17 protein-coding genes are annotated in these 19,180 nt (G+C 61.9%); 3 read left to right on the forward strand and 14 right to left on the reverse strand.

What is annotated here, in order from left to right:
* Nucleotides 1–15 precede the first annotated feature (15 nt).
* The 5 genes from QZ409_RS03965 to QZ409_RS03985 all read right to left on the reverse strand — a co-directional run bounded on the left by QZ409_RS03965 (nucleotide 16) and on the right by QZ409_RS03985 (nucleotide 6,350).
* Nucleotides 16–1,182: an efflux RND transporter periplasmic adaptor subunit gene (locus QZ409_RS03965; RefSeq protein WP_296707282.1), complete on the reverse strand. Its 1,167-nt coding sequence runs from the start codon at nucleotides 1,180–1,182 to the stop codon at nucleotides 16–18.
* A gap of 5 nt (nucleotides 1,183–1,187) precedes the next feature.
* Nucleotides 1,188–2,834, reverse strand: a complete 1,647-nt coding sequence (locus QZ409_RS03970) for a TolC family protein (RefSeq protein ID WP_296707283.1) — start codon at nucleotides 2,832–2,834, stop codon at nucleotides 1,188–1,190.
* A gap of 242 nt (nucleotides 2,835–3,076) precedes the next feature.
* Nucleotides 3,077–3,814: an acetoacetate decarboxylase gene (locus QZ409_RS03975; RefSeq protein ID WP_296707284.1), complete on the reverse strand. Its 738-nt coding sequence runs from the start codon at nucleotides 3,812–3,814 to the stop codon at nucleotides 3,077–3,079.
* Nucleotides 3,815–3,849: 35 nt separating this feature from the next.
* On the reverse strand, nucleotides 3,850–5,019 hold the full coding sequence (locus QZ409_RS03980; protein WP_296707285.1) for a patatin-like phospholipase family protein: 1,170 nt from the start codon (nucleotides 5,017–5,019) through the stop codon (nucleotides 3,850–3,852).
* Nucleotides 5,020–5,147: 128 nt separating this feature from the next.
* On the reverse strand, nucleotides 5,148–6,350 hold the full coding sequence (locus QZ409_RS03985; protein WP_296707286.1) for a patatin-like phospholipase family protein: 1,203 nt from the start codon (nucleotides 6,348–6,350) through the stop codon (nucleotides 5,148–5,150).
* Nucleotides 6,351–6,508: 158 nt separating this feature from the next.
* Between QZ409_RS03985 and QZ409_RS03990 the strand changes: the two genes are divergently transcribed.
* Nucleotides 6,509–8,191 carry a SulP family inorganic anion transporter gene (locus QZ409_RS03990; protein ID WP_296707287.1) on the forward strand — a complete coding sequence of 561 codons (1,683 nt, stop codon included), beginning with the start codon at nucleotides 6,509–6,511 and terminating at the stop codon, nucleotides 8,189–8,191.
* Between the two features lie 4 nt (nucleotides 8,192–8,195).
* Here QZ409_RS03990 and QZ409_RS03995 read toward each other — a convergent pair whose 3' ends face one another.
* Nucleotides 8,196–9,443: a nucleoside transporter C-terminal domain-containing protein gene (locus tag QZ409_RS03995; protein ID WP_296707288.1), complete on the reverse strand. Its 1,248-nt coding sequence runs from the start codon at nucleotides 9,441–9,443 to the stop codon at nucleotides 8,196–8,198.
* Between the two features lie 122 nt (nucleotides 9,444–9,565).
* Between QZ409_RS03995 and QZ409_RS04000 the strand changes: the two genes are divergently transcribed.
* Nucleotides 9,566–9,754: a hypothetical protein gene (locus QZ409_RS04000; protein WP_342394825.1), complete on the forward strand. Its 189-nt coding sequence runs from the start codon at nucleotides 9,566–9,568 to the stop codon at nucleotides 9,752–9,754.
* Nucleotides 9,755–9,960: 206 nt separating this feature from the next.
* On the forward strand, nucleotides 9,961–10,125 hold the full coding sequence (locus QZ409_RS04005; RefSeq protein ID WP_296707289.1) for a hypothetical protein: 165 nt from the start codon (nucleotides 9,961–9,963) through the stop codon (nucleotides 10,123–10,125).
* 324 nt (nucleotides 10,126–10,449) lie between these two features.
* Here QZ409_RS04005 and QZ409_RS04010 read toward each other — a convergent pair whose 3' ends face one another.
* The 8 genes from QZ409_RS04010 to QZ409_RS04045 form a co-directional block, all read right to left on the reverse strand.
* Nucleotides 10,450–10,968, reverse strand: coding sequence for a hypothetical protein (locus tag QZ409_RS04010; RefSeq protein WP_296707290.1), 519 nt, complete (start codon nucleotides 10,966–10,968; stop codon nucleotides 10,450–10,452).
* A gap of 917 nt (nucleotides 10,969–11,885) precedes the next feature.
* The gene (locus QZ409_RS04015) at nucleotides 11,886–12,461 is read right to left on the reverse strand and encodes a hypothetical protein (RefSeq protein WP_296707291.1); all 576 of its coding nucleotides are present in this window, start codon (nucleotides 12,459–12,461) and stop codon (nucleotides 11,886–11,888) included.
* A gap of 1,022 nt (nucleotides 12,462–13,483) precedes the next feature.
* Nucleotides 13,484–14,101 carry a hypothetical protein gene (locus QZ409_RS04020; RefSeq protein WP_296707292.1) on the reverse strand — a complete coding sequence of 206 codons (618 nt, stop codon included), beginning with the start codon at nucleotides 14,099–14,101 and terminating at the stop codon, nucleotides 13,484–13,486.
* Between the two features lie 482 nt (nucleotides 14,102–14,583).
* On the reverse strand, nucleotides 14,584–15,837 hold the full coding sequence (locus QZ409_RS04025) for an AAA family ATPase (protein WP_296707293.1): 1,254 nt from the start codon (nucleotides 15,835–15,837) through the stop codon (nucleotides 14,584–14,586).
* Between the two features lie 14 nt (nucleotides 15,838–15,851).
* Nucleotides 15,852–17,402 (reverse strand): hypothetical protein, encoded by a 1,551-nt coding sequence (locus QZ409_RS04030; protein ID WP_296707294.1) that lies wholly within the window; start codon nucleotides 17,400–17,402, stop codon nucleotides 15,852–15,854.
* 304 nt (nucleotides 17,403–17,706) lie between these two features.
* Nucleotides 17,707–18,045 carry a hypothetical protein gene (locus QZ409_RS04035; RefSeq protein ID WP_296707295.1) on the reverse strand — a complete coding sequence of 113 codons (339 nt, stop codon included), beginning with the start codon at nucleotides 18,043–18,045 and terminating at the stop codon, nucleotides 17,707–17,709.
* Nucleotides 18,046–18,080: 35 nt separating this feature from the next.
* Nucleotides 18,081–18,458, reverse strand: a complete 378-nt coding sequence (locus tag QZ409_RS04040; protein ID WP_296707296.1) for a hypothetical protein — start codon at nucleotides 18,456–18,458, stop codon at nucleotides 18,081–18,083.
* A 133-nt stretch (nucleotides 18,459–18,591) separates the two neighbouring features.
* Complete coding sequence (locus QZ409_RS04045; RefSeq protein ID WP_296707297.1) at nucleotides 18,592–18,831, reverse strand: hypothetical protein; 240 nt, start codon at nucleotides 18,829–18,831, stop codon at nucleotides 18,592–18,594.
* Between the last annotated feature and the right edge of the window lie 349 nt (nucleotides 18,832–19,180).

Genomic DNA, 19,180 nt, shown 5'->3' on the forward strand with positions numbered 1-19,180 from the left:
GGTTCCCGTTCCTGGCTATTCGGCGCTGGTCAGTTTGGGCGTAACCGTCAGGCCCGGCGACGAGCGCCAGAGTTCGCCGATGATGATGCGGTCGTTGCGGTCGATCCCGCTGGTGATTTCCTGCAACGATCCCACGGTCTGGCCGAGCTGCACATAGCGCTTCTCGATGACATTGGCGGCGTTGACGACAAGCAGGTAGCGCCCGCCTTGGTCCTCCTGTAGCGCGCGTTGGGGCGCCAGCAGGGCGTTCTGGACGACCTTGCCCATCGGCAGGCGCAGCTTGACGAAAACCCCCGGCAGCAGGGTCCGGTCGGCGTTAGGGAAGATCCCGCGCAGATAGAGCGTGCCGGTGGCGGCGTCGATGGCGGGCGCGACATATTCCAGCGTTCCCTTGTGCGGGAAGCCTGTTTCGTCGCTGAGCGCCGCCTCGACCGGAATCTTGTGCAGCTCTTCCAGCGTCAAACGGCGCTGGTCGAGATTGGCGCGGATCTGCAAGGCCTGCTGCGAGCTGATATTGGCGACGGCATAGATTGGATCGAGCTGGGTGATCTGCGCGAGAATGGCGGTCTGGGCGCTGGCGCCGACCATATTGCCGACATCGATGAGGTGCTTGCCCATCTGGCCGTCATAAGGCGCGCGCACTTCAGTATAGCCGAGATTGAGCTGGGCGAGCGCCACCTGCGCCTCCGCCGCCAGGATATTCGCTTCGGCGGTCTTCTGCTCATAGACCCAGTGATCGACCTCGACCTGTGAGGTGGCGCGTTGTTTCAGCAGCGCCGTGTAGCGTCCGACCTCCAGCTTGGCGTGGTCGCGCGCGACCGTGGCGGCTTGAAGCTGGGCCTGGGCCTGTTGCAATTGCGCCTTATATTGATCCTGCTGGATGATGAACAGCAGGTCGCCCTTTTTGACGATCGCGCCGTCTTCGAAAAGGATCTGCTCCAGATAGCCCGGCACGCGCGCGACCAGCTTGACCTGGTTGACCGCTTCGGCATTGCCGATGATTTCGAGCGTGTCGCTCACGGTCTGCGTCTTGGGCAGCATGACCGGGATGACCGGCGGCGCAGATGGCGCGCCGCTCTGGGCATGTACTGCAGCCGGGAGCGGATTGGCCAGCGTAGCGAGGAGGGCGAGGGCGGCGGCGCGCGCCGCGCGTTGCGGCGAAGAACGGAAAAGCTTTTTCATGGCGATCACCATTGCGGCGGCCTCACAGTCGGTCCGAGGTCAGACGGGCCAGGCAGCCCGGGCGTCGCCACCGGCTGCTGGCCGGCGGGCGGGAGCAATTCGCCCCAATTGGTGCGCGCGCGCATTTCGTCGCGGACGGAATCGTTGACGAAATCCTTGCCCCAGCGGATCTGCCAGCCGCCGCCCATCGCGCGATAGGCGGTGGTGAGGCTGACGGAGACATTGCCCTCTGCGGCGGCGAGATTGTTCTGCGCCTGATAGAGGTTCTGCTCGGCGGTCAGGACCGTGGTGAAATCACGCGTGCCAAGCTGGTACTGGGCGAGGGCGATGGTCAGGGCGTTGCTGGCCGCCGAAACGCTCTTCCTGAGGAAAGCGACCTGCTGGCGACCCTGAATGAAGCCGCTGAGGCCGTCCTCGACTTCGCGCTGCGCCTTGAGCACGCTGTTCTTGTAATTGGTGAGCAGCGCCTGCAATTCGGCGTCCTGCGCGCGGACATTATTGGTGATCTGCCCGTAATTCAGGATCGGCCAGCTGAACGAGGGACCGAAGGCGAAAGTGAGGCTCGGCGAGGTGAACAGCTGGTTGATCTTGTTGCCATTGGTGGTGCTGACCAAAGTGCCGAGCGCGCCGCCGAGCGAAAAGGCTGGATAGAGGTCCGCCTGGGCGATGCCGACCTGCGCGCCTTGCGCGATCGCCTTCAACTCCGCCACGCGGATATCGGGCCGGCGGCGCAGCAGATCGGCTGGAATGCCGACGGCGACGCTGGAGGGGGGCGCCGGAATGCCGCGCGAGCCTTTTAGCAGGCCGTCGACCGTCTCGGGCGGCTCGCCGAGCAGCACGCGCAGGGCGTTTTGCTGCTTTTGCAATTGGGCGGCATATTGCGGCACCGCCGCTTGCGTCTGGGCGAGCACGTTTTGGGCCTGATAGACGTCGAGCTCGGAGGTCGCGCCGCCCTTGAAGCGGGCGCGGGCGATGTCCAGCGCCTCCCGCTGCTTGACGACATTCGATTGCGCGATGGCGATCTGCGCCTGCAGGGTGCGGATGGCGATGTAATCGCTGGCGACATCGCCGATCAAGGTGACCAGCACGTCGTCATAGCTGGCGATGGAGGCGAGATAGGCGGCGTCGGCGGATTCGACGCCGTGGCGGAACTTGCCCCAGAGGTCCAGTTCCCAGGTGGCCTGAGCGCCGAGATCGACCCGCCAGAATTGCGTCGACAGCGTATTGCTGGGGTTGGAGGTCGCGTCCGTGCGGCTTGGCCGGAGATAATCCGCCGTGCCATTAAGCTGCTGGGTCTGCGGATAGACTTCGCCGGCGGCCTGTCCCAGCACCGCCCGCGCCTTGAGCACGCGCGCGCCGGCCTCCATCAGGGTCAGGTTCTGGTCATAGGCGATCTCGACGAGCCGATTGAGCGTCGGGTCGCGGAAGGCGGTCCACCAGTTGCGGTAGTCCTGACGGCTGGTCTTGACCGCGGGATTGCTGGCTTCGCGCCATTTCCCGCCAATCGGCGCGTCGGGGATCACGACATTCGGGCCGACCGAACAGGCGGAGAGGGACGTCGCCAGGGCGAGGGCCGACAGAATTGCCATACGGCCGCGCGGCGCGCCGGCGGATCGGCGCCAGCGCCGGGACATGCCGCGATCTTGCTTCATAAAACTCCGTCCCCGGGGCTCTTAACCGAGCGTCAACTAGTTAGCTTTTTAATGAAAAACGAATCTCGTGAAATGCTAGGCGCCACTGATCGGACGATCAAGCGGACCTGAGGCTTTGCGCGCAATTCCTGTCACGCGTGTCATTAGCGCAACAGGCATTTTTTCCCGGTCCGCCATAGATTTAGCATCACGCGACCAGAAAGCCGCGTGATAGCGCGTTGCGCTACGATCCGTATCGCAGGTCAGGCGAGGTAGTCGTGGACGACCTTGCCGAGATCGAGCGTCAGGTCCGCCAGGATATGGGTGGCGGAAACCACCTCCAGCACGGGCAGTTCCGCCACCGGCGCAAGCGCGTGATGGAACAGCTCCAGCGCCGCCGGGCCGGTCCAGGCGCCTTTGAGGTCGATGTCGGTGAGGTAATATTCGACCAGTTCGCAGATGCGCGGCGTCCCGTCGACATGCGGGATGATCTTGAGCAGGAAGTTCGGCGCCTCCATCGAGGCCTTCACCGCCGCGAGATCGGCCTGCTTGTGCTTGTAGCCCATGGTGCCGACGGCCACGCGCACGGGGCCGTAATGCAGCTCGCCGACGAACGTGTCGATCTCGGCTTTCAGGGTCGGGCTGGCCAGCTTTTTCGGGAAGCCCCATAATTCGCGCCCGCCCGCGATTGGCGGATGGTCGTCGAGGAACATGCAATGGGTGTAGCCGCCCTTGCGGCCCTTGAAACTCACCGGAATGACCTGCCCGGTCTCGGTGTAATCGCCGAAGCCGGTTGAATCCGGCATGCGGATGAACTCATATTTGACCAGCGGTTCGTCGACCTGGAGCGGCTCGGGGACAAGCTCGCGCAGCTTCGCCGGATCGGTCCGATAGGTGATGATGAGATATTCGCGATTGACGAAACGATAGGGCCCGATGGGATAGGCGGGGCTGGTCAGGGGCATGGCGAATGCCCGGCCGAGTACGTCCTTTTCCTTCATGTCTTGCTCCGTTAGATGGCGGCGTCGGTTGGGCGTCAGGCTTCGTGGGAGAAATCGAACACGCGGAAGCCTTCGCGATTATGCGGGCGTTGCAGAACCTCGGGATGGGAGAGCGCCTTGCGGCCGGCGGCATAGCCGGCGCTCCAATGCTCCTCCATCGTGCGGCGGGAGAATTCATAATCCTTCGCCGCCCCTTCGTAGTTCTTGGCGTGATAGATCAGATGGACGATGTTATAGACCGACTCATCGGCTTCCTTGGCGAGATACGCAACCTCTGGCAACGCGCGAACTTCTTCCGGTAAATGCTCGTAAGCTTGACGGAAAATCCGCCTGAGCCTCTGGGCGTTGAGGACCTGGTGGGTCGCCTCGCGGGTCCGGCTGGAAAACATGATGTCCTTCTGCCGCACCTCGGCCTCCGAGAGATCGCGAGGCAGCTCGCCGGTGGCGCTCCAGAGATCGACCTGGAAGGTGAGCGTGTCCTTGCGCGGGCGGGAGTCGAGCACCCATTGCAGCGGCGTGTTGGAGACGATGCCGCCGTCCCAGTAAAACTCGCCGTCGATCTCGGTGGCCGGAAAGCCCGGCGGCAGCGAGCCGCTCGCCATGATATGGCGGAAGTCGATTCGATGGGTCTTGGTGTCGAAATAGGTGAAATTCCCGTTGCGGACATTGACCGCGCCGACGCTGAGGCGGGATTCGCCGGAATTGAGCCGGTCGAAATCGACCAGCCGCTCCAGCGTCGCTTGCAGCGGCGCCACGTCGTAATGGCTGAGTTGAGCCGGACTCGGCGCGGGCCAGACGAAGGGGGACGGAACGCGCGGGCGGAAGAAGCCAGGCGCTCCCAGAGCCGCCACGCCCATGGCGCGGAACTGGTTGAGCGCGCGGTGAACGGTCTCGTTCAGATGTTTGATGCTTGGATTATAAGGCGCGCCGAGCGGCCCGAGCGGTGGCTTGGTCACCGTCTCCCAGAACTCGCGCAGCTTTTCGACCCTCTTTTCCGGCGCATTGCCCGCGATCAAGGCTGAATTGACGGCCCCGATGGAAATGCCGGAAACCCAATCGGGATGAATATCCGCCTCCGCCAGGGCCTGATAAACGCCCGCCTGGTAGGAGCCGAGCGCGCCTCCGCCCTGAAGGACCAGAGCAACCGAGTCGAACTGCTTTTCCGTGGCGTCACGCCCGGAACGGCGGGTTGAATTCTGGGCCATGAACACTCCTGCGCGAGCTGAGTCGCGGCTGAGCCTCGCCTGGATAGTTCTTGGAAACAAGGCGAAAAATAATTCGGGCCCAAGGTTCTTTTAGAATGACGCGCGGCAGGTTTTGCGCGCGACGCGGCCTATTTGCCGCCCGCGTCGATGCCCGGCGGCGCGTGGCGCCAGGCATAGCCGTGAACCGCCTTGTCATAGCCATAGGAATAGAGCGCCCGCATATAGCTTTGGTCGAAATCTTCCTTGTGCGGGGCTTGGAATTCCGGATCGATATAGGCGAGGTTGAAGGCGACATTCGCCTGTTTCACCAGCGAATAGATGCGGTAGAGATCGCCGACGCCGTTGTAATTGATCAGGGTGCTCACAGCCTTTTGCGCGATTGGCAGGGTGTGGCGGTCAACGTCGCTGAATTCCACCGTTAGACGCGCATTGCGTATGACATAGCCGAAGGCGCTTTTCCGCTGGTAGCCGGCCAGTTTTCGCGCCTTGCGAAGGTCTACGCCCGGCGGCAGTAAAAACGCCTGGCTGACGGCGCCGCCATCGACATGCAATTCGCGATAGGCGCGGCCATTGGCCTCGACATCGAACATGACGGGCGGGAAGGCGGCGGGAATCGCGGCCGAGGCGAGCATGATGTGGCGGATCAGGTCCAGTGCGCGCGGATCGCCGCTCTCGGCGATGGCGCCAATGTTCCAGCGCACGGGCACGCCGGCGTCGAGATCCGTAGTCTGGATGAAGAGCAGCCGTCCCTTGTGATATTCGGCCGCGATCTTCGCCATTAGGGTTTCGTCGATATGGCGGGAGATGGTCTGAAAGAGCGGCGCCGTGTCGGCGAGGGCGTCGTCGATGATCGCGGCGGAGAGGATGAAACGCTTCTGGTAGATGTGAGCCGGCGTCACATTGGTATAGACGTCAGTGAGTGCAGAATCATAATCCGAGCCCAGAAAGGCGAAGGGCGCGATCAGGGCGCCGGTGCTGACGCCTGTCACCATCTTGAACTGCGGCCGGTCGCCATGCGCGGTCCAGCCCGCGAGCAGCCCGGCCCCAAAGGCGCCGTCGTCGCCGCCGCCCGAGAGAGCGAGGAAATGGGCGGGCGGAAGAACCGAGCCGCGCTTCAATCCGAGACTTGCGCCTTCGCGGATCAAGCTGCGCTCCAGTTCGCGGTCCATTTCGGCGGTTTGATCGGCGAAATAACGGGCGTTGGGAATGCCGGGAATCGTCGCGTATGATTTCGCACTGAGGGGCGCGACATCCGGGCGGCCACTTGGCGCGCAGCCCGACAGGGCAAGCCCGGCGATCAATGCGAGGGCGGAGGCGGCGACCCAGTTCATACGTGACAAATCGGCGGCTTTCCTTGAGCGGGCCAAGGTTGGCGCGCCGAGATCCATTGCAAAATGCATCTGATCGATAAACATGGGCGCGGCGGGGGGCAAGTCGCTTTTCTCCGCAAGGCGCCGGCTGTCGGCAGGCGGGGAGCGAATCGCTGAACATGGGCTTCAGGATTTTACAGGGACTTTTGCCGCTGAAGCCGCGCGAGGCTTTGAAAGACGCGCTCGCCGGTCTCACCTTGGCGTCGATGAACGTGCCTCAGGTGCTCGGTTATACGCGCATCGCGGGGACGCCGGTCGTCACCGGCCTCTATACCGTCCTGCTGCCGCTGGTCGGCTTCGCCTTGTTCGGCTCGTCGCGGCATCTGGTGGTGGCGGCAGATTCGGCGACCGCCGCGATCTTTTCCAGCTCGCTGTCGCGCGTGGCGCCTGTCGCCAGCGAAAAATACATGGCGCTGGTCGGCATGTTGACCCTGCTGACCGCCGCGCTGCTGTTGCTGGCGCGCATCTTCAAGCTGGGTTTCCTGGCGGATTTTCTTTCGCGCACGGCGCTGGTCGGGTTTTTAACCGGGGTCGGCGTGCAGGTCGGCGTCGCCATGCTGCCCGACATGCTTGGCGTTGGCGCGGATTCGCATCGCACGCTCGGCCAGCTCTGGGAAGTCCTGCGGGGCTTGCCCAATCTTCATGCGTTCGATTTGGCGCTTTCGGCGGTCGTCGTCGCCGCCATCCTGTTCGGGCGGCGGTTCGCCCCGCATTTCCCGATGTCTATGGTTCTCGTGGTCGGGATGATCGCGGCAAGCGCCTTCTTCGATTTCGCAGGGCGCGGCATCGCCGTTATCGGCCCCGTTCCGGGCGGTCTGCCGTCGCTGCGCTGGCCCGACGTGAGCTGGTCGGAGACGCTCCTGCTATTGCCGGTCGCAGCATCCTGCTTCGTGATGATCATCGCCCAGAGCGCCGCGACCTCGCGCGTCTACGCCTTGCGCCACAATGAGCGCGTCGATGAGAACGCCGACATTCTCGGCCTCGCGGCGGCCAATGCCGGGGCGGCGCTCACGGGCGCCTTTGTTGTCAATGGCAGCCCGACGCAGACCGCAATGGCCGACAACGCCGGCGCCCGCAGCCAGTTCGCGCAGCTTGTTTTCGCGGGCCTGGTGGTGGTCGTTCTGATCGCTTTGACGGGGCCGCTGCAATATTTGCCGCATTGTGTGCTCGCGGGCGTGGTTTTCACCATCGCGGTGGGAATGGTGGACGTCAAAGGGCTGATGGCGATCCGGCGCGAAAGCGCGAGCGAATTCCGTCTCGCCCTGTTTACCGCCGCCGCGGTTCCCTGCATCGGCGTCGAGCCGGGCATTCTGCTCGCTATCGCTCTGTCGCTGGTTGGCCATGTTCGCCATTCCTACCGGCCGCATATCGCCATGCTGGCGCCGAATGGCGAGGGCCGCTGGGAGCCGAGGGACGCGCAGCCAGGCATTGAGACGGCGCCTGGCCTGATCGTTTTTCGCTTCGGCGCCGATCTGTTCTACGCCAATGCGGATCGTTTCGCCGACACGGCGCGCGACCTGATCGCCAAGGCGCCGTCACCGGTGCGCCATTTCGTGATCGACGCAGCCGCCCTGACCGATATCGACTTTTCCGCCGCGCGGACCTTTCGCGACCTGCTCGGCGAACTCAGGGACAAGCAGATCGAAGTCGTGCTGGGCCGGGTCAGCGCCAATCTGCGCGCCGATCTGGAGCAGCACGCCCTTGTCGAGGCGCTCGGCGCGGAGAAAATTTTCCCGACGTTGCATAAGGCGCTGGCGGCGGTCGGCGTCGATGGCGCATCGCGCGTCGGTTCGGCGGCGTAGGTCCTTAGGTCAGCGCGCCTATGACCGCGCCGCCCATCAGCGACGCCAACGCGCCGGCGACGAGCGCGCGAAAGCCGAGCGCGACGATGTCGTGCTTCCTCTCAGGCGCCATGGCGCACAGGCCGCCGACCAGAATGCCGACTGAGCCGAAATTGGCGAAGCCGCACAGGGCGTAAAGCAGGATCAGCCGCGAGCGTGGGCTCAGCGCGCTATCGGGTAGCGCGGCGAGATCGATATAGGCGATGAATTCGTTGAGCGCGATCTTCGTGCCGAGCAGCCGCGCGGCGGTATCGACGTCGGGCGCATCGACGCCGATGGCGAAGGCCAGCGGCCGGAACAGCCAGGAGAAAATGCGTTGAAGGCTGAGCGGGGCGCCCCAGAGGTCGGGCAGGGCGCCGAGCATCGCGTTAAGAAGCGCGACCAGGGCGAGCAGCACGATCAGATGGGCCAGAACATGGGCGAGGATGACCACGCCATCGCTCGTGCCGCGCGCGAGGGCTTCAAGCGCATTGCGCGGCGGGTCGGCGATGACGATGGCCGCGTCGCGCTCATCGCTCGGTTCAAAGGGAATGAGAATGGCGGCCACCGCGATGGCCGCGGGCGCCGAGATCAGTGCAGCGGTCAGCACATGGCCGAAGGCCTCCGGAATGGCCGCGCCGAGGATATGGCCATAAATCACCATGACCGAGCCCGCGATGCCCGCCATGCCGGCGGACATCAGGGCGAAAATCTCGCCGCGCTGCATCCCCACGAGATAGGGCCGGATCAGGATCGGCGATTCGACCATGCCGACGAAAAAATTCACCGCAGCGCCCGTGCCGAGCGCGCCGCCGACGCCGACCGTGCGGCGCAGCGCGAAGGCCATGCCGCCGACAACCTTCTGCATGAGTCCCCAATGGAACAGCAGTGCGGAAATCGCGCAAATTACCAGAATCAGCGGAAAGACATGGAAGGCGAAAACCATCGGCGAGCCCTTGCCATTGGGCTCGAAGGGCAAAGGCGCGCCGCCGAGATAGCCGAAAACGAAACTTGTGCCGGCCTCAGTCGCCTTGTCGAGCGCGCCGACCGCGCTGGCGAGCGTCGCCATGAAGGCGCTGGCGGGCGGGAATTTCAGCAGCAGCAGGGCCAGCGCCGCCTGCATAGCAACGCCCGCAACGACAACGCGCCAGGGAATGGCGCGGCGGTTCTCGCTTAGGGCGAAGGCAAGGCCGAGCAGGCAGGAGAGGCCGAAAATTCCGTGCAGGATATTCATTGGGGACCGGAAACAAGGGGCGGGGCTTGCACACCTTAAGCAATCGGAAGGCCAGAACCAGCGGGAAGGCCCCGATCTCGGAAAGGCGCCCGCGCTGCCAGCGCGAAAATCTTGAGCGCAAATTGTTCTCGCGCATTGCGGAGCAGACGTCGCAGGGCAACATAAAGCCCATGCGCAAACTCGATCTCGGCAAGGTCTATCAGAAGCTCGAACCCGGGCCTGTCGTTCTGCTGACGACGGCGGAGAATGGCCGCGCCAATGTGATGACGATGTCCTGGCACATGATGGTCGAATACGGATTTATTGGCTGATAAGTCTGTGATAACAATAGGATGGTGGGGTGGCCGGATAGTGGCGGAACACGGGGGGACGTGGGTAAAGCGAGGCATGAAAAATATTTCTTGGCACTGCCTTGCTCGGGGCCGTGGTGGCCATCGCCACGGGAAAAAACCGACCATAGTAAGGGCGTGATTTTTGAGTCATCTATCGGCTATCGATCTACGAAAGGATAAAGCTGATGAAGACCCTTCTGCTGTGCAAGGCCACCATATCCGTGATGGCGCTGACGGTCCTTCTTGGGCTGCCGGAGGAATCGACGCCCGCGCAGGTCGCAACAGCCTTCGCCCAGTGGCTGGAGGACACCGGCGGTGAGCTGGTAGACGTTCAGCTCAAACGCCCATGACGGTAATGAATTTTTGCCGGAGCTCTGAATATGGGGTGCGGCTTCCACACGACTGACAAACATGACGCGGTCTTACACGCAACGTGCCCCGCTCCGGAATGCTCTCGTGGACCAGAATTATTTCCGGCAAGTCGTAGTCGTAAGCGCCCGAGATTTTCGCACAAATTAGACACGTCGCCGTCGCGCTGTCGAGGACGGCCCGACAGATGGCAAGATCCACATCATTGCGGTCCCGCCGAGCCATGGCTGTCGGAACATCGATTAGCCTAATAGAGGTGGGGCGGGTGCGGTCCTTGGCGGCGGCTGGGGGCTTGGGCTTGGTGGTCATGCCGTCACCATGGTCAGCCGCCGCTCTTGGCGAAGGGCTTCAAGGCGACGCGCTACCCGCTCGTCAAAGGCGATCTTGGCCAGTCGCCGGTTTTCGGCGCGCTCGAGCTTCATGCGCTCGGTGTCCTCTGCCAGTAGCAGCGCCTTGGCCGCGCGCTTTGCCGCCAGCTTGTCCATGCGCCGGGTCAGACGTTCTTCCCTGAGCTGCTGCTCCGCCCGGACTCGGTCGGCTTCAAGTTGGGCTTCAAGCTGGACCTGACGTTCGGCGTCCATGCGGGCGGCTTCAAGGACGTGCTGCTCCCGCTGGAAGTTGGCATAGGCGATGGCATGGGCGGTGACAGACCGCTCGTAAGCGCGCAGGACCATGACACACTCAACCTCCCAATGGTTCGCCGCCACGCCGTCGCCGTTGGCATAGGCTAACGCCCTTTGCCGTTGGGCGTCGCGCAACTGGATGCGAAGACGGTCCTTGGTGATGAAGGCGTGCAGGAGGTCAAGGCGTGTTTTTTCAAGCATGATGTGGTTGTCCAGGGTCTACGGCACGCGCCAAACCGGCGTGGCGCTGTTGGGACTGCGGGCGTCGGTGTGGAAGGGTGGCGTTGGTGGAGTGCCTGCGTCCCAGACCGGCAACGCGGCGGAATCGTGTGACTGGTCGCTTCCCGCAGCCGTGGCCAAGTCCGCCACGACTCTGACCGGACATGCGCCGCCATCATCCGCTTGCGAATTTGGCCAAGGGCCACCCCCCGGCTGGGGCACGAAATAGACCGGCTTCGCCGATTGAGCGTCCGTCTGCGAACTGGGCGGCTGACCTGTCCACGTTGGGCGTGGGACGATGCAAACCGGAATGGCCCCCGCTTCCAAATTCTGTTTGTTGGGATAGCTCATCAGCTAAGACCTTTCGGTGTCCGTACCCATTGAGCGTAGGTGGCGGACAAGGAGCTTTCGCCAGCATCCACGGGGGCATCCATGGCGTCCACGACACCCGCCGTAGGATTGCACCGGGCGGGCGTGGTGGGCGGGGCCGTTGGCGTGGGCGGGTCCATACCGGGCGGAGGCGGCGGGGCCTGTGTGGCGTCCCCTGCGCTCTGGTCGAAGCTGTATCGGGGCGCCGGTGGCGTAACTGGAGCTAAGTGACCGAACGCCCTTGCAGCCATGTCCACGATCCGGCGGGCGAGGGGGACGTGACGGCGGGCAAGCTGATGGAGCATGGCAGGCCTCGTGGAAGGTGGAGCCGCCCAACGCGGAGACGATGACGTCAGGCGGCCCCGTGCCCGCTCGAATACTCTTGATGCCGCTCAGAGAGTATCGACGTGCGGGAACTCAAATGGTTGGGGCGGCAACGCATAAGGGACATCGCCGCCCCGGTCCTCACCCCCGGCCAAGGGGCTAGGCTCTGGCCACGTAACCGAGCAGGAGCGTGGCCAGAATTCAGTTCAGACCCACAGCGACCGCGACCGCTCAACAATCTGAGACGGGGTCAACATGCGGACGTGCTTCGCTGGCAATGTGAAGTCGCGGACGAAACTTTGGCGCGAGAAGAACTGATTTTCTTTGTGCCCAGAGACGGGATCGACCACGCGCCGCATGACCATCTCACCGTCTGGCACGGCATCGTTTGATACAGCAAACCTCGAGACTTCATCGAATAATTGAGCCTCTAGGTTTGTGAAGGCCGCGTTCTTCGGCAGGGCGGCGAAATCCACCCGCTTCAGCTCAGACGAGTTTGGGAGACGCTGCTGCAACTCGCTCGCAATCCTCGAGCGGTACGAGAATTCATCTTCACCCGGCAATGCCCTTGGCGCTGCTCGATTGAATAAACTGAGCACTTCGTCGCACCTCGACTGAGCCTGCCTACAGGCGCTGTCCGCCCGTTTTTGGCTTTCCTCCCGCTCAGCAATTTGCCGGCGACGAAGGTTCTCCCGCGCGGTGGCGTCTTCAGCTTCAATCTTGTCCATGGCTTTATCGATGCTGTTTAGCTTGGACATGACGCGGTCTAGCATTGTGGACATCATTGGTCTCCTTTATTTGACGACGAGTTCGGGTATGGAGCACCGGCCCCCGGCGGTGTGGACATGGGGACGTTCCCCGGAGTGTCGTCGCCACGGCCATTGCTGGGACTCGACCCCGCACCGGGTGAGCGTGGTTTGGTAGCACCCGGCGAGGGCTTGCTGTGAATCGTGCTGCTGCGGCTGCGAACGGTCTTCATGGCAGTCAAGCTCCAGCCGCCGCCCGGTGACGGGGGCGGTCCAAGGTGGGAATGGGGTTGATGGGTAACGCCCGGTCGAAGTCCCGGAGGCTGCTGGCGTACACCTGAGCCTGTTGTGGCAACACGGCCGCCGCGTTGTCTGGCATCAGAAAATGGAGCCGAGTCTCGGGTTGGATTTCGTTTTCAATGAGCAAGGCCGTCGCGGCGTCCCGGATCGGGCTTGGCGTGTCGGTAATGACGACCACACCACACAGGCGACTGACGGCGTACAAACCGCCGGGGAGGGCGGAGACGCGGAGTCGCAGGGGGGAGGGACCAACAGCCATAGCTCTGCACACGCAAAAAAGAGACTTTGCGGGCAAGACGGATGTGTAGTTGGTGGATAAGTGAGGTAGATGGTAGTATTGAGGCCCTGCCCGGGATAAAAACAGCTTACGGCGTTTTTTGGGGTTTGGGTACTGTTATTGCATATCACTCGGTAATTACTTGTATCGTGGTTTTTACCAGTCCCAGACCAGCACCTTTTCCCGCGCGGCTGTTCCATGTCCTCGACCAAGTCCATAACTCTGTTTTAGTTATGAGTATATCTTGGAAGTGAGTTCATAACATCTTGGTGCAGGCAACCGGTTTGATCAGATGAAGGCGGTCGAGCCCCAACGCCGCGCCGATGAACGCCTTGGCCACGCTATCCATGTGTGGTGGTGCAACCACACATGCGGCCCATAACAGTCTAATACGGTTCCAGAGGTGTTATATCATTGATATACCGAGCTTTTTTCTCGACCATGACCATCAGCGGATGCGATGCGGATGAGTTGGCGGGGGTTATTCCGCAGCCTCGCTGGACTGCTGGTTGCCCTCAAACACGCGAACAGCCGACACCAACGCCCCGTGATAGCGTGCCAACCTGAATCCGTTCGTGACGTGGTTAAAATGGTCATAGGCCAGCTTGGCCAAGGCGTGATCATCGGCCGTGAGATTCTGGTCGTACTGGGCCTTCCAAAGGGCGGTGCGAACGATGTTGGTGCTGGCCGTGGGGAACTGCTCGACAATGGCCAACACCAACCGCAGGGCCGTGATCGTTGGTTCTTTGGTCAGCGTGTCCCGGACAAGGTCCATGATTTCGGTGTTGAACCTTAAATGGTTGGGGAACTTGCCCCGGTGGACGGGCGGCAACTCGACCATAAGGTCGCCGGTGATCTCGTCAAGGACAACAGGCTTCCAACCCGAGGAACTCGGCGGCGTTGGCGCGGCCATGGCGGCTTTGGCGAATTTTGCGCGGGTGTCCGGGGTGGCGTTCTTCCAAGCGGTGACGAGCGCCACGAGATCGGGGGACGGCTTCACCGGTTCCGCCAATTTGCTGGACATGGACGTGTCCAGCTTGGTGGCCGGTTTGGTGGCCGAAGAAGTCGTGGAGTTTTTGAGGTCCATGTGCTTGGTCATTCAGGTATTCCTTTTCCGTGTTGTTAAAGACGTGTTGGGTGTCGGACGTGTAGGGAGCGCCGTGGGCTGGTTTGGGGAGCCGTTGGGGCGGGGTAGTACCGGACAGGGTGGACATCCCAGCCCACACCCTCCGGTGCTGGCCGGTGCCCCCGCCGGTGCCCCGGCAACTGCCCCGCGGCGGCGTGGAGTTGGTGGGTTACGGGCTGGGGGGCAGAACTGGCAACATCCTCTACGGGCTGGGGGGATAGAACCACGCCCCTTGCAGCTTCCTCGGTCCTGGATCACTTCCTCCAAGGATCCACGTGAGTAAATAAAATACGGGCAGGGGGGACAGGGCGGTGGAAGGTGGGGAACGTAACACGCCCGTCACCCCCTTTAGGGGGTGCCAGTGTTGTGTTCCTCCCCATCCTCCGTAACCGGCCGCCCCTACAGCCTTGAATGTTGGTATGAGGCCTTTGTTACCGGCCCCATACCGTTTGACCTCAGAACGGCAGCAGTTCATCCCCGCCCATCCAGACCAGCACCGGCCGGCTGTTGTCGCCCCTCAGCACACCAATCTTACGCTTCTCCTCCGCATCAGCGAGGCTGCGGCTGAACGCAACCTTGCGTGACTCAGCCGAGATATCCTGCCGCTTCCCGTAGAACGCTGCACGCAGCCGCTCGGCATCGTGCGCCATCACTTCCACAGTCCCGACCTTGTGGGGCTGCCCACCTCCCCCCGCCTCGATCTCCTTCATGCACTCGACAACGATGTCCATGTTGAAATTGGTGGACGGCTCCTTGGTCTTGGTGGCCTTGCTCTTGGGCGAGCGGTCTTCCGCCTCCTCGCCGACATAAGCCCCCTTCCACTCGACAATGGCGGGAGAGCCCTCCGACTCGGCGGTCAGGTCAAACTTGACAGGCGGCAGGGGATCGCCAGCCCTGAACTTTTCAAACACGACACGCCGGTTGCTGTGAACCATCGTTGCAATATCAATGTCGGTCCGCACGCTCAGAATGGCATCATAGGCCGCCGTCTTAGCCGATGATCCACGCGCCCCCTTCGTCTGGTCCTTACCCAGATGGTCAACGACCAAAAACAAGACTTGGTGCTCATGCGCCAGCCGGGCCAGCATGGCCAGAACCCGGTCCACCTCGCCCGCTTCATTCTCATTGCTGAACATGGCCCCGCGCGTCAGGGTGTCCACAACGACCATGCGCAGGTCACCGCCACCATGCTCGGCCACCTGTTCCTTATAGCGAACGATCAGAGTTCCCAGCCATTCCTCAGCGTTTTCGTCCGTTAGCGCAATGCGGGTGCGGGTCGGGCGGCCGAAGGGAACCTTACTCAGGTCTGTTTCCCCGTACTTACGCCGCAAGGTCTCGGCCGCCCGTGGTGCCACCGATGGCGCACCTTCATAGGCCAACCAAAGAACCGCACCCGGAGCCAGCACCTTACGCCCGGCAAACTCGCCGCCTTTGACTACAGCGAGGGCCGCGTCATTGACCGCGTAGCTCTTTCCCGCATAGGCCAAGCCCAGAACGGTGGCCACGCCGACCAGCGGCAGCATGCCTTCAACCAATTGAGGCTCGGGTGTCGGCTCCTCGTCCCCGAGCCACGTAATGCCGTAATCAGCTTCCTCGATCACCGACCGCACTTGGACAGAGGTAGTGCTCCGCCGCCTGCTAAAGGCGTCGTCCTCCATCAGTTTTTCCGCCCGCTGTTCGTCCCAAAAGTTGTCTGAATGATTATTCATTGCTCTGCTCCCAGTTAGCGCAGGTAAACTTCAACATCGACGCCTGCGCGCGCCCATTGGTGACAGGCAACGGAGGCCGCCCGCCTTTTGTCCTCACCGACAAGGAGCTTCACCTTGTGGAAGCCGGTGCCGATGAGGAGTGTTTCGATACCGTTGACGGCGACCACGACCGGCCCATGACCCGCCCGTTGCAGCCCGGTCACCAGCTTGTCTGTGACCACGAGGACGTCGCCCTCGCAGGCGTCGGTCAGCCAGATGCCGCCGCCATGGGCCGGGCCATGGGTCGTGATGGAGCCGTCCAAGCTGACCGACCAGACGCCACAAAAGCCATCCGTCACGCGATGTAGGGCAGCCCAGACGGTGGGCCGGTCAGGGGTGAAGCGCAGGCGGGTCAGGGCCGCCGAGGGCAGGGCGTCGAGCTTGGCGTGCTGGAGCAGCCAGCGTTCCCCGTCCGTGTCGGCGATGGGCTGGGCGTTGTGCCACAAGGGCCGCACCAGATCGACCTTGGCGGCGTCCTCGGGCCGGGGGGCTGTGGCCACATCAAGGTTCTTGGAGCTCCACCCGTAATGTTCATTAGCGATGTGAAATATCGTCGCCAGTGTGTAGGTTTTACCGGATGTCCTGAGCCTGAACCCGCTGTAGGTCTTGACCGTATAGCGTGGGTCATTTCTGGTACATAGCGCCGACCAGCGATAAAAGAGGTCGCGGTAGGCCTCCGCTAAATCAAAAGCGTCGGCGCTGACATCCCCCGAGTCCTGCTCCTCACGATCCGGGCAGACGTTGCCATGTTTCAGGTTGTCAGCCTCGACGCCGGCGCGCTTCAAACCGGCGCAGACCTTCAACCATGTGTAACGGTCAACTCCCTCGCCCCGGTTGTTGATGGCCATGACGGCACTGGCTACCTCAGCATAGGTCGGGGCAGAGCCTTGGGGCTGGGGTGGAGTCGGAGGGACGTAGGGCTGGCCGGACAGGTTCGGTCCCGCTACCCGGAGCAGCCATTCCAAATCCTCAGGCCGCAGGGGAGCAATAGCGTCGCCTTTGATTGATTGGCCAGTGAACGCAAACCAGCCCTCAAACTTGAGCTCGATGGCCAGTGGATGGCGGCCCTTGCTTTGGACCTTGGTGAAGGTGCGGTTGTGGCACTCTCCCCCCGACACCCGTTCAAGGTCTTCGACGTCCTGCTTTTTGATTAGGCAGTAGATCTTGAGGCCGGTTTGACTGGGGCTGATCTCGGTGTAGGAGTCGAGGCGATCAACGATGTCCTGTGCCCATGGTGTTAGCTCGCCGGTGTCCGTGTCGCGGCAGCTATCGAGGTCGACGCCAAAGATGGGGAAGGATTTCTGGCCAAGGATGAGAGCCAGGCCTTGGGTAGGGGAGGGTTGGCCAACAGCAGCGGCGGCGACGGCGTAGGGTTGCCACGGCTCGGCTCTTGTGTAGGACGCCCAACGCCGGGTGATTGGATCGCGCGGGGCGCCCTTGTTCCATGAACCGTCGTCGCGTTGTGTGGCCTGCCAGTAGGCCCAGACGGGGGCATCTCTAAGAAGTAATTTTGTTTGTGTATTCATCACCAACCGCCCAAGATTTTTTGGGGCGGGAAGGTCAAAGCAGCTTTACAAAGTCGGACAGGTGGGCTATACCTAGATTGCTTTGCTACCCGCCTACCTGTTCAACCTGAACAAAGAACGCCTCCGCACCAACGGGGGCGTTTTTTTGTGCTTTGCACATCACGCCACTATTGTAACCTGCCTCAGGCTAAGCTGCTTCCCGCGGTCCTGTAAAGGGATAAACGCCGAGGGAGCTATGCTATTACTGCCGGACAGCGCCTTTTACCTATGCAGCTCTTGCATGACAGCGCCTTTTACTTGGGGATCAAAACGCGATCTCCCGGCCCCGCTGCCGTTCTGCTGCCACCATCTTCCGCAGCTCCAGCATGTGGGGGCCGGTGGCTACGCCCTCGCCATACTCGTGGAAGACCGTACCGGCCTCGTCAATAATTGCGCGCACTTCAGAGCCAGTGTAGTCGATGCGCTCCCAAGCTTCATGAATGGCCGGGACCAGCCATTCCCTGCTGCCGGTCTTAATGATCACCCAGATGCTGTCCCGGTGTGCGTAAAGGCCGAGGATGTTGCTACCTTCCACGCGGAGCTGGATCTCCACCAATGGCCGCCTTGCTTCAACAAAGCCCAGCAGCCGGTAAAGGTCGTTCACACAACAGCAGCACTCGTCACTGTTGGTCTGGTGGACTACTGGGCGCATGTCGTCGATCCTGCCGTGTTTGCCAGACCAAAAACATCCTTAAAGAGCCGGTAGGTCTTGATGTCCTCCGGTGGTAGCATTTCATCCCCCGGGAGAAGACCAAAGAGCGTCGCAACGACATTCCAATACTCACGCATGATCCTTGAGGTTTTATTGTACGGGTCATCCCTCAAGCGCGCGGCCATGAACTCGTTGACATCAACAAAGTCGCTTGTGCGGTGCATGTGGACTTCTATTTTAGACCGCAGGCGCATGGCGTAGATTTTCAGTTCCCGTCCCCACGTAGCAGTAGACTCTGAACGTCCTTTGTCGCGCAGTTTTTCATAGACCGTGTCGGCCTCATGCCGGCGTTGTTGATGGTTCATTTTTGCCTCCTGTTTGACCTGAATCCGGCGCTGGCGCATCCGCACCAAGTCCGCATTTTGGTAGTGCCCCCGACATCATGCTCTATGTCGTTGGAATCACGGTCTATTTTCCGGACGTATACAGACTAGTCGATTATGTGCCGGTCTTTGCGACGGCCTCGGCATAGGAGGAGAAGGTCAAAGCTTCTTCAAAAGCCTCGACATCCTTCACGCGGTAGAAATAGGAACGAGGACCGATACGTAAAAATTTGGGACCGGTCCCGCTGCACCGCAAGGAGGAGATGTGGTTGATTGACCGGCCCCAACGCTTGGCGAGGTCAGCAGTGGTGAGTAGATCGGCGGCGGGGGTGCGGTTGTTGCTTGGAGTGTTCATGTGGTTTACCTACTAGTTCCAAAGGATATTGGAGGGTAAACCGTGTTCGTGGGCAATGTCCAGTGTTATTTGTGTACAAAGCCCTTTACAAGCTTGTATAACGGACTTTACAACTACAGGCAATCAATAATAGTGAGTATAGAAAACAGGCTTACTCGACGGCATGGGGTAGTTGGACGCCAGACAAGGCCATCGTGTAGCTGTTGACCGCTGCCTGTAGCTCTTGTCTACGCCGCAACAAGACCTTTGAGCTGCATTTACCGGCGTAATGATCCCGCTCCGCCTTGGTGGCGCGGGCGCGGCAAGCATTGAGGTTGTCACGGGTCTTCTGTACTTGGACAGGGTTAGA

The organism is Rhodoblastus sp. (assembly GCF_019449565.1).
In the GTDB taxonomy this organism is placed as follows: Bacteria; Pseudomonadota; Alphaproteobacteria; order Rhizobiales; family Beijerinckiaceae; genus Rhodoblastus.

What these genes read in the sequence shown, in the direction of transcription:
- QZ409_RS03965 (WP_296707282.1), bottom strand. Translation starts at nt 1,182, where the DNA reads ATGAAAAAGCTTTTCCGTTCTTCGCCGCAACGCGCGGCGCGCGCCGCC.
- QZ409_RS03970 (WP_296707283.1), bottom strand. Translation starts at nt 2,834, where the DNA reads ATGAAGCAAGATCGCGGCATGTCCCGGCGCTGGCGCCGATCCGCCGGC.
- QZ409_RS03975 (WP_296707284.1), bottom strand. Translation starts at nt 3,814, where the DNA reads ATGAAGGAAAAGGACGTACTCGGCCGGGCATTCGCCATGCCCCTGACC.
- QZ409_RS03980 (WP_296707285.1), bottom strand. Translation starts at nt 5,019, where the DNA reads ATGGCCCAGAATTCAACCCGCCGTTCCGGGCGTGACGCCACGGAAAAG.
- QZ409_RS03985 (WP_296707286.1), bottom strand. Translation starts at nt 6,350, where the DNA reads ATGAACTGGGTCGCCGCCTCCGCCCTCGCATTGATCGCCGGGCTTGCC.
- QZ409_RS03990 (WP_296707287.1), top strand. Translation starts at nt 6,509, where the DNA reads ATGGGCTTCAGGATTTTACAGGGACTTTTGCCGCTGAAGCCGCGCGAG.
- QZ409_RS03995 (WP_296707288.1), bottom strand. Translation starts at nt 9,443, where the DNA reads ATGAATATCCTGCACGGAATTTTCGGCCTCTCCTGCCTGCTCGGCCTT.
- QZ409_RS04005 (WP_296707289.1), top strand. Translation starts at nt 9,961, where the DNA reads ATGAAGACCCTTCTGCTGTGCAAGGCCACCATATCCGTGATGGCGCTG.
- QZ409_RS04010 (WP_296707290.1), bottom strand. Translation starts at nt 10,968, where the DNA reads ATGCTTGAAAAAACACGCCTTGACCTCCTGCACGCCTTCATCACCAAG.
- QZ409_RS04015 (WP_296707291.1), bottom strand. Translation starts at nt 12,461, where the DNA reads ATGTCCACAATGCTAGACCGCGTCATGTCCAAGCTAAACAGCATCGAT.
- QZ409_RS04020 (WP_296707292.1), bottom strand. Translation starts at nt 14,101, where the DNA reads ATGACCAAGCACATGGACCTCAAAAACTCCACGACTTCTTCGGCCACC.
- QZ409_RS04025 (WP_296707293.1), bottom strand. Translation starts at nt 15,837, where the DNA reads ATGAATAATCATTCAGACAACTTTTGGGACGAACAGCGGGCGGAAAAA.
- QZ409_RS04030 (WP_296707294.1), bottom strand. Translation starts at nt 17,402, where the DNA reads ATGAATACACAAACAAAATTACTTCTTAGAGATGCCCCCGTCTGGGCC.
- QZ409_RS04040 (WP_296707296.1), bottom strand. Translation starts at nt 18,458, where the DNA reads ATGAACCATCAACAACGCCGGCATGAGGCCGACACGGTCTATGAAAAA.
- QZ409_RS04045 (WP_296707297.1), bottom strand. Translation starts at nt 18,831, where the DNA reads ATGAACACTCCAAGCAACAACCGCACCCCCGCCGCCGATCTACTCACC.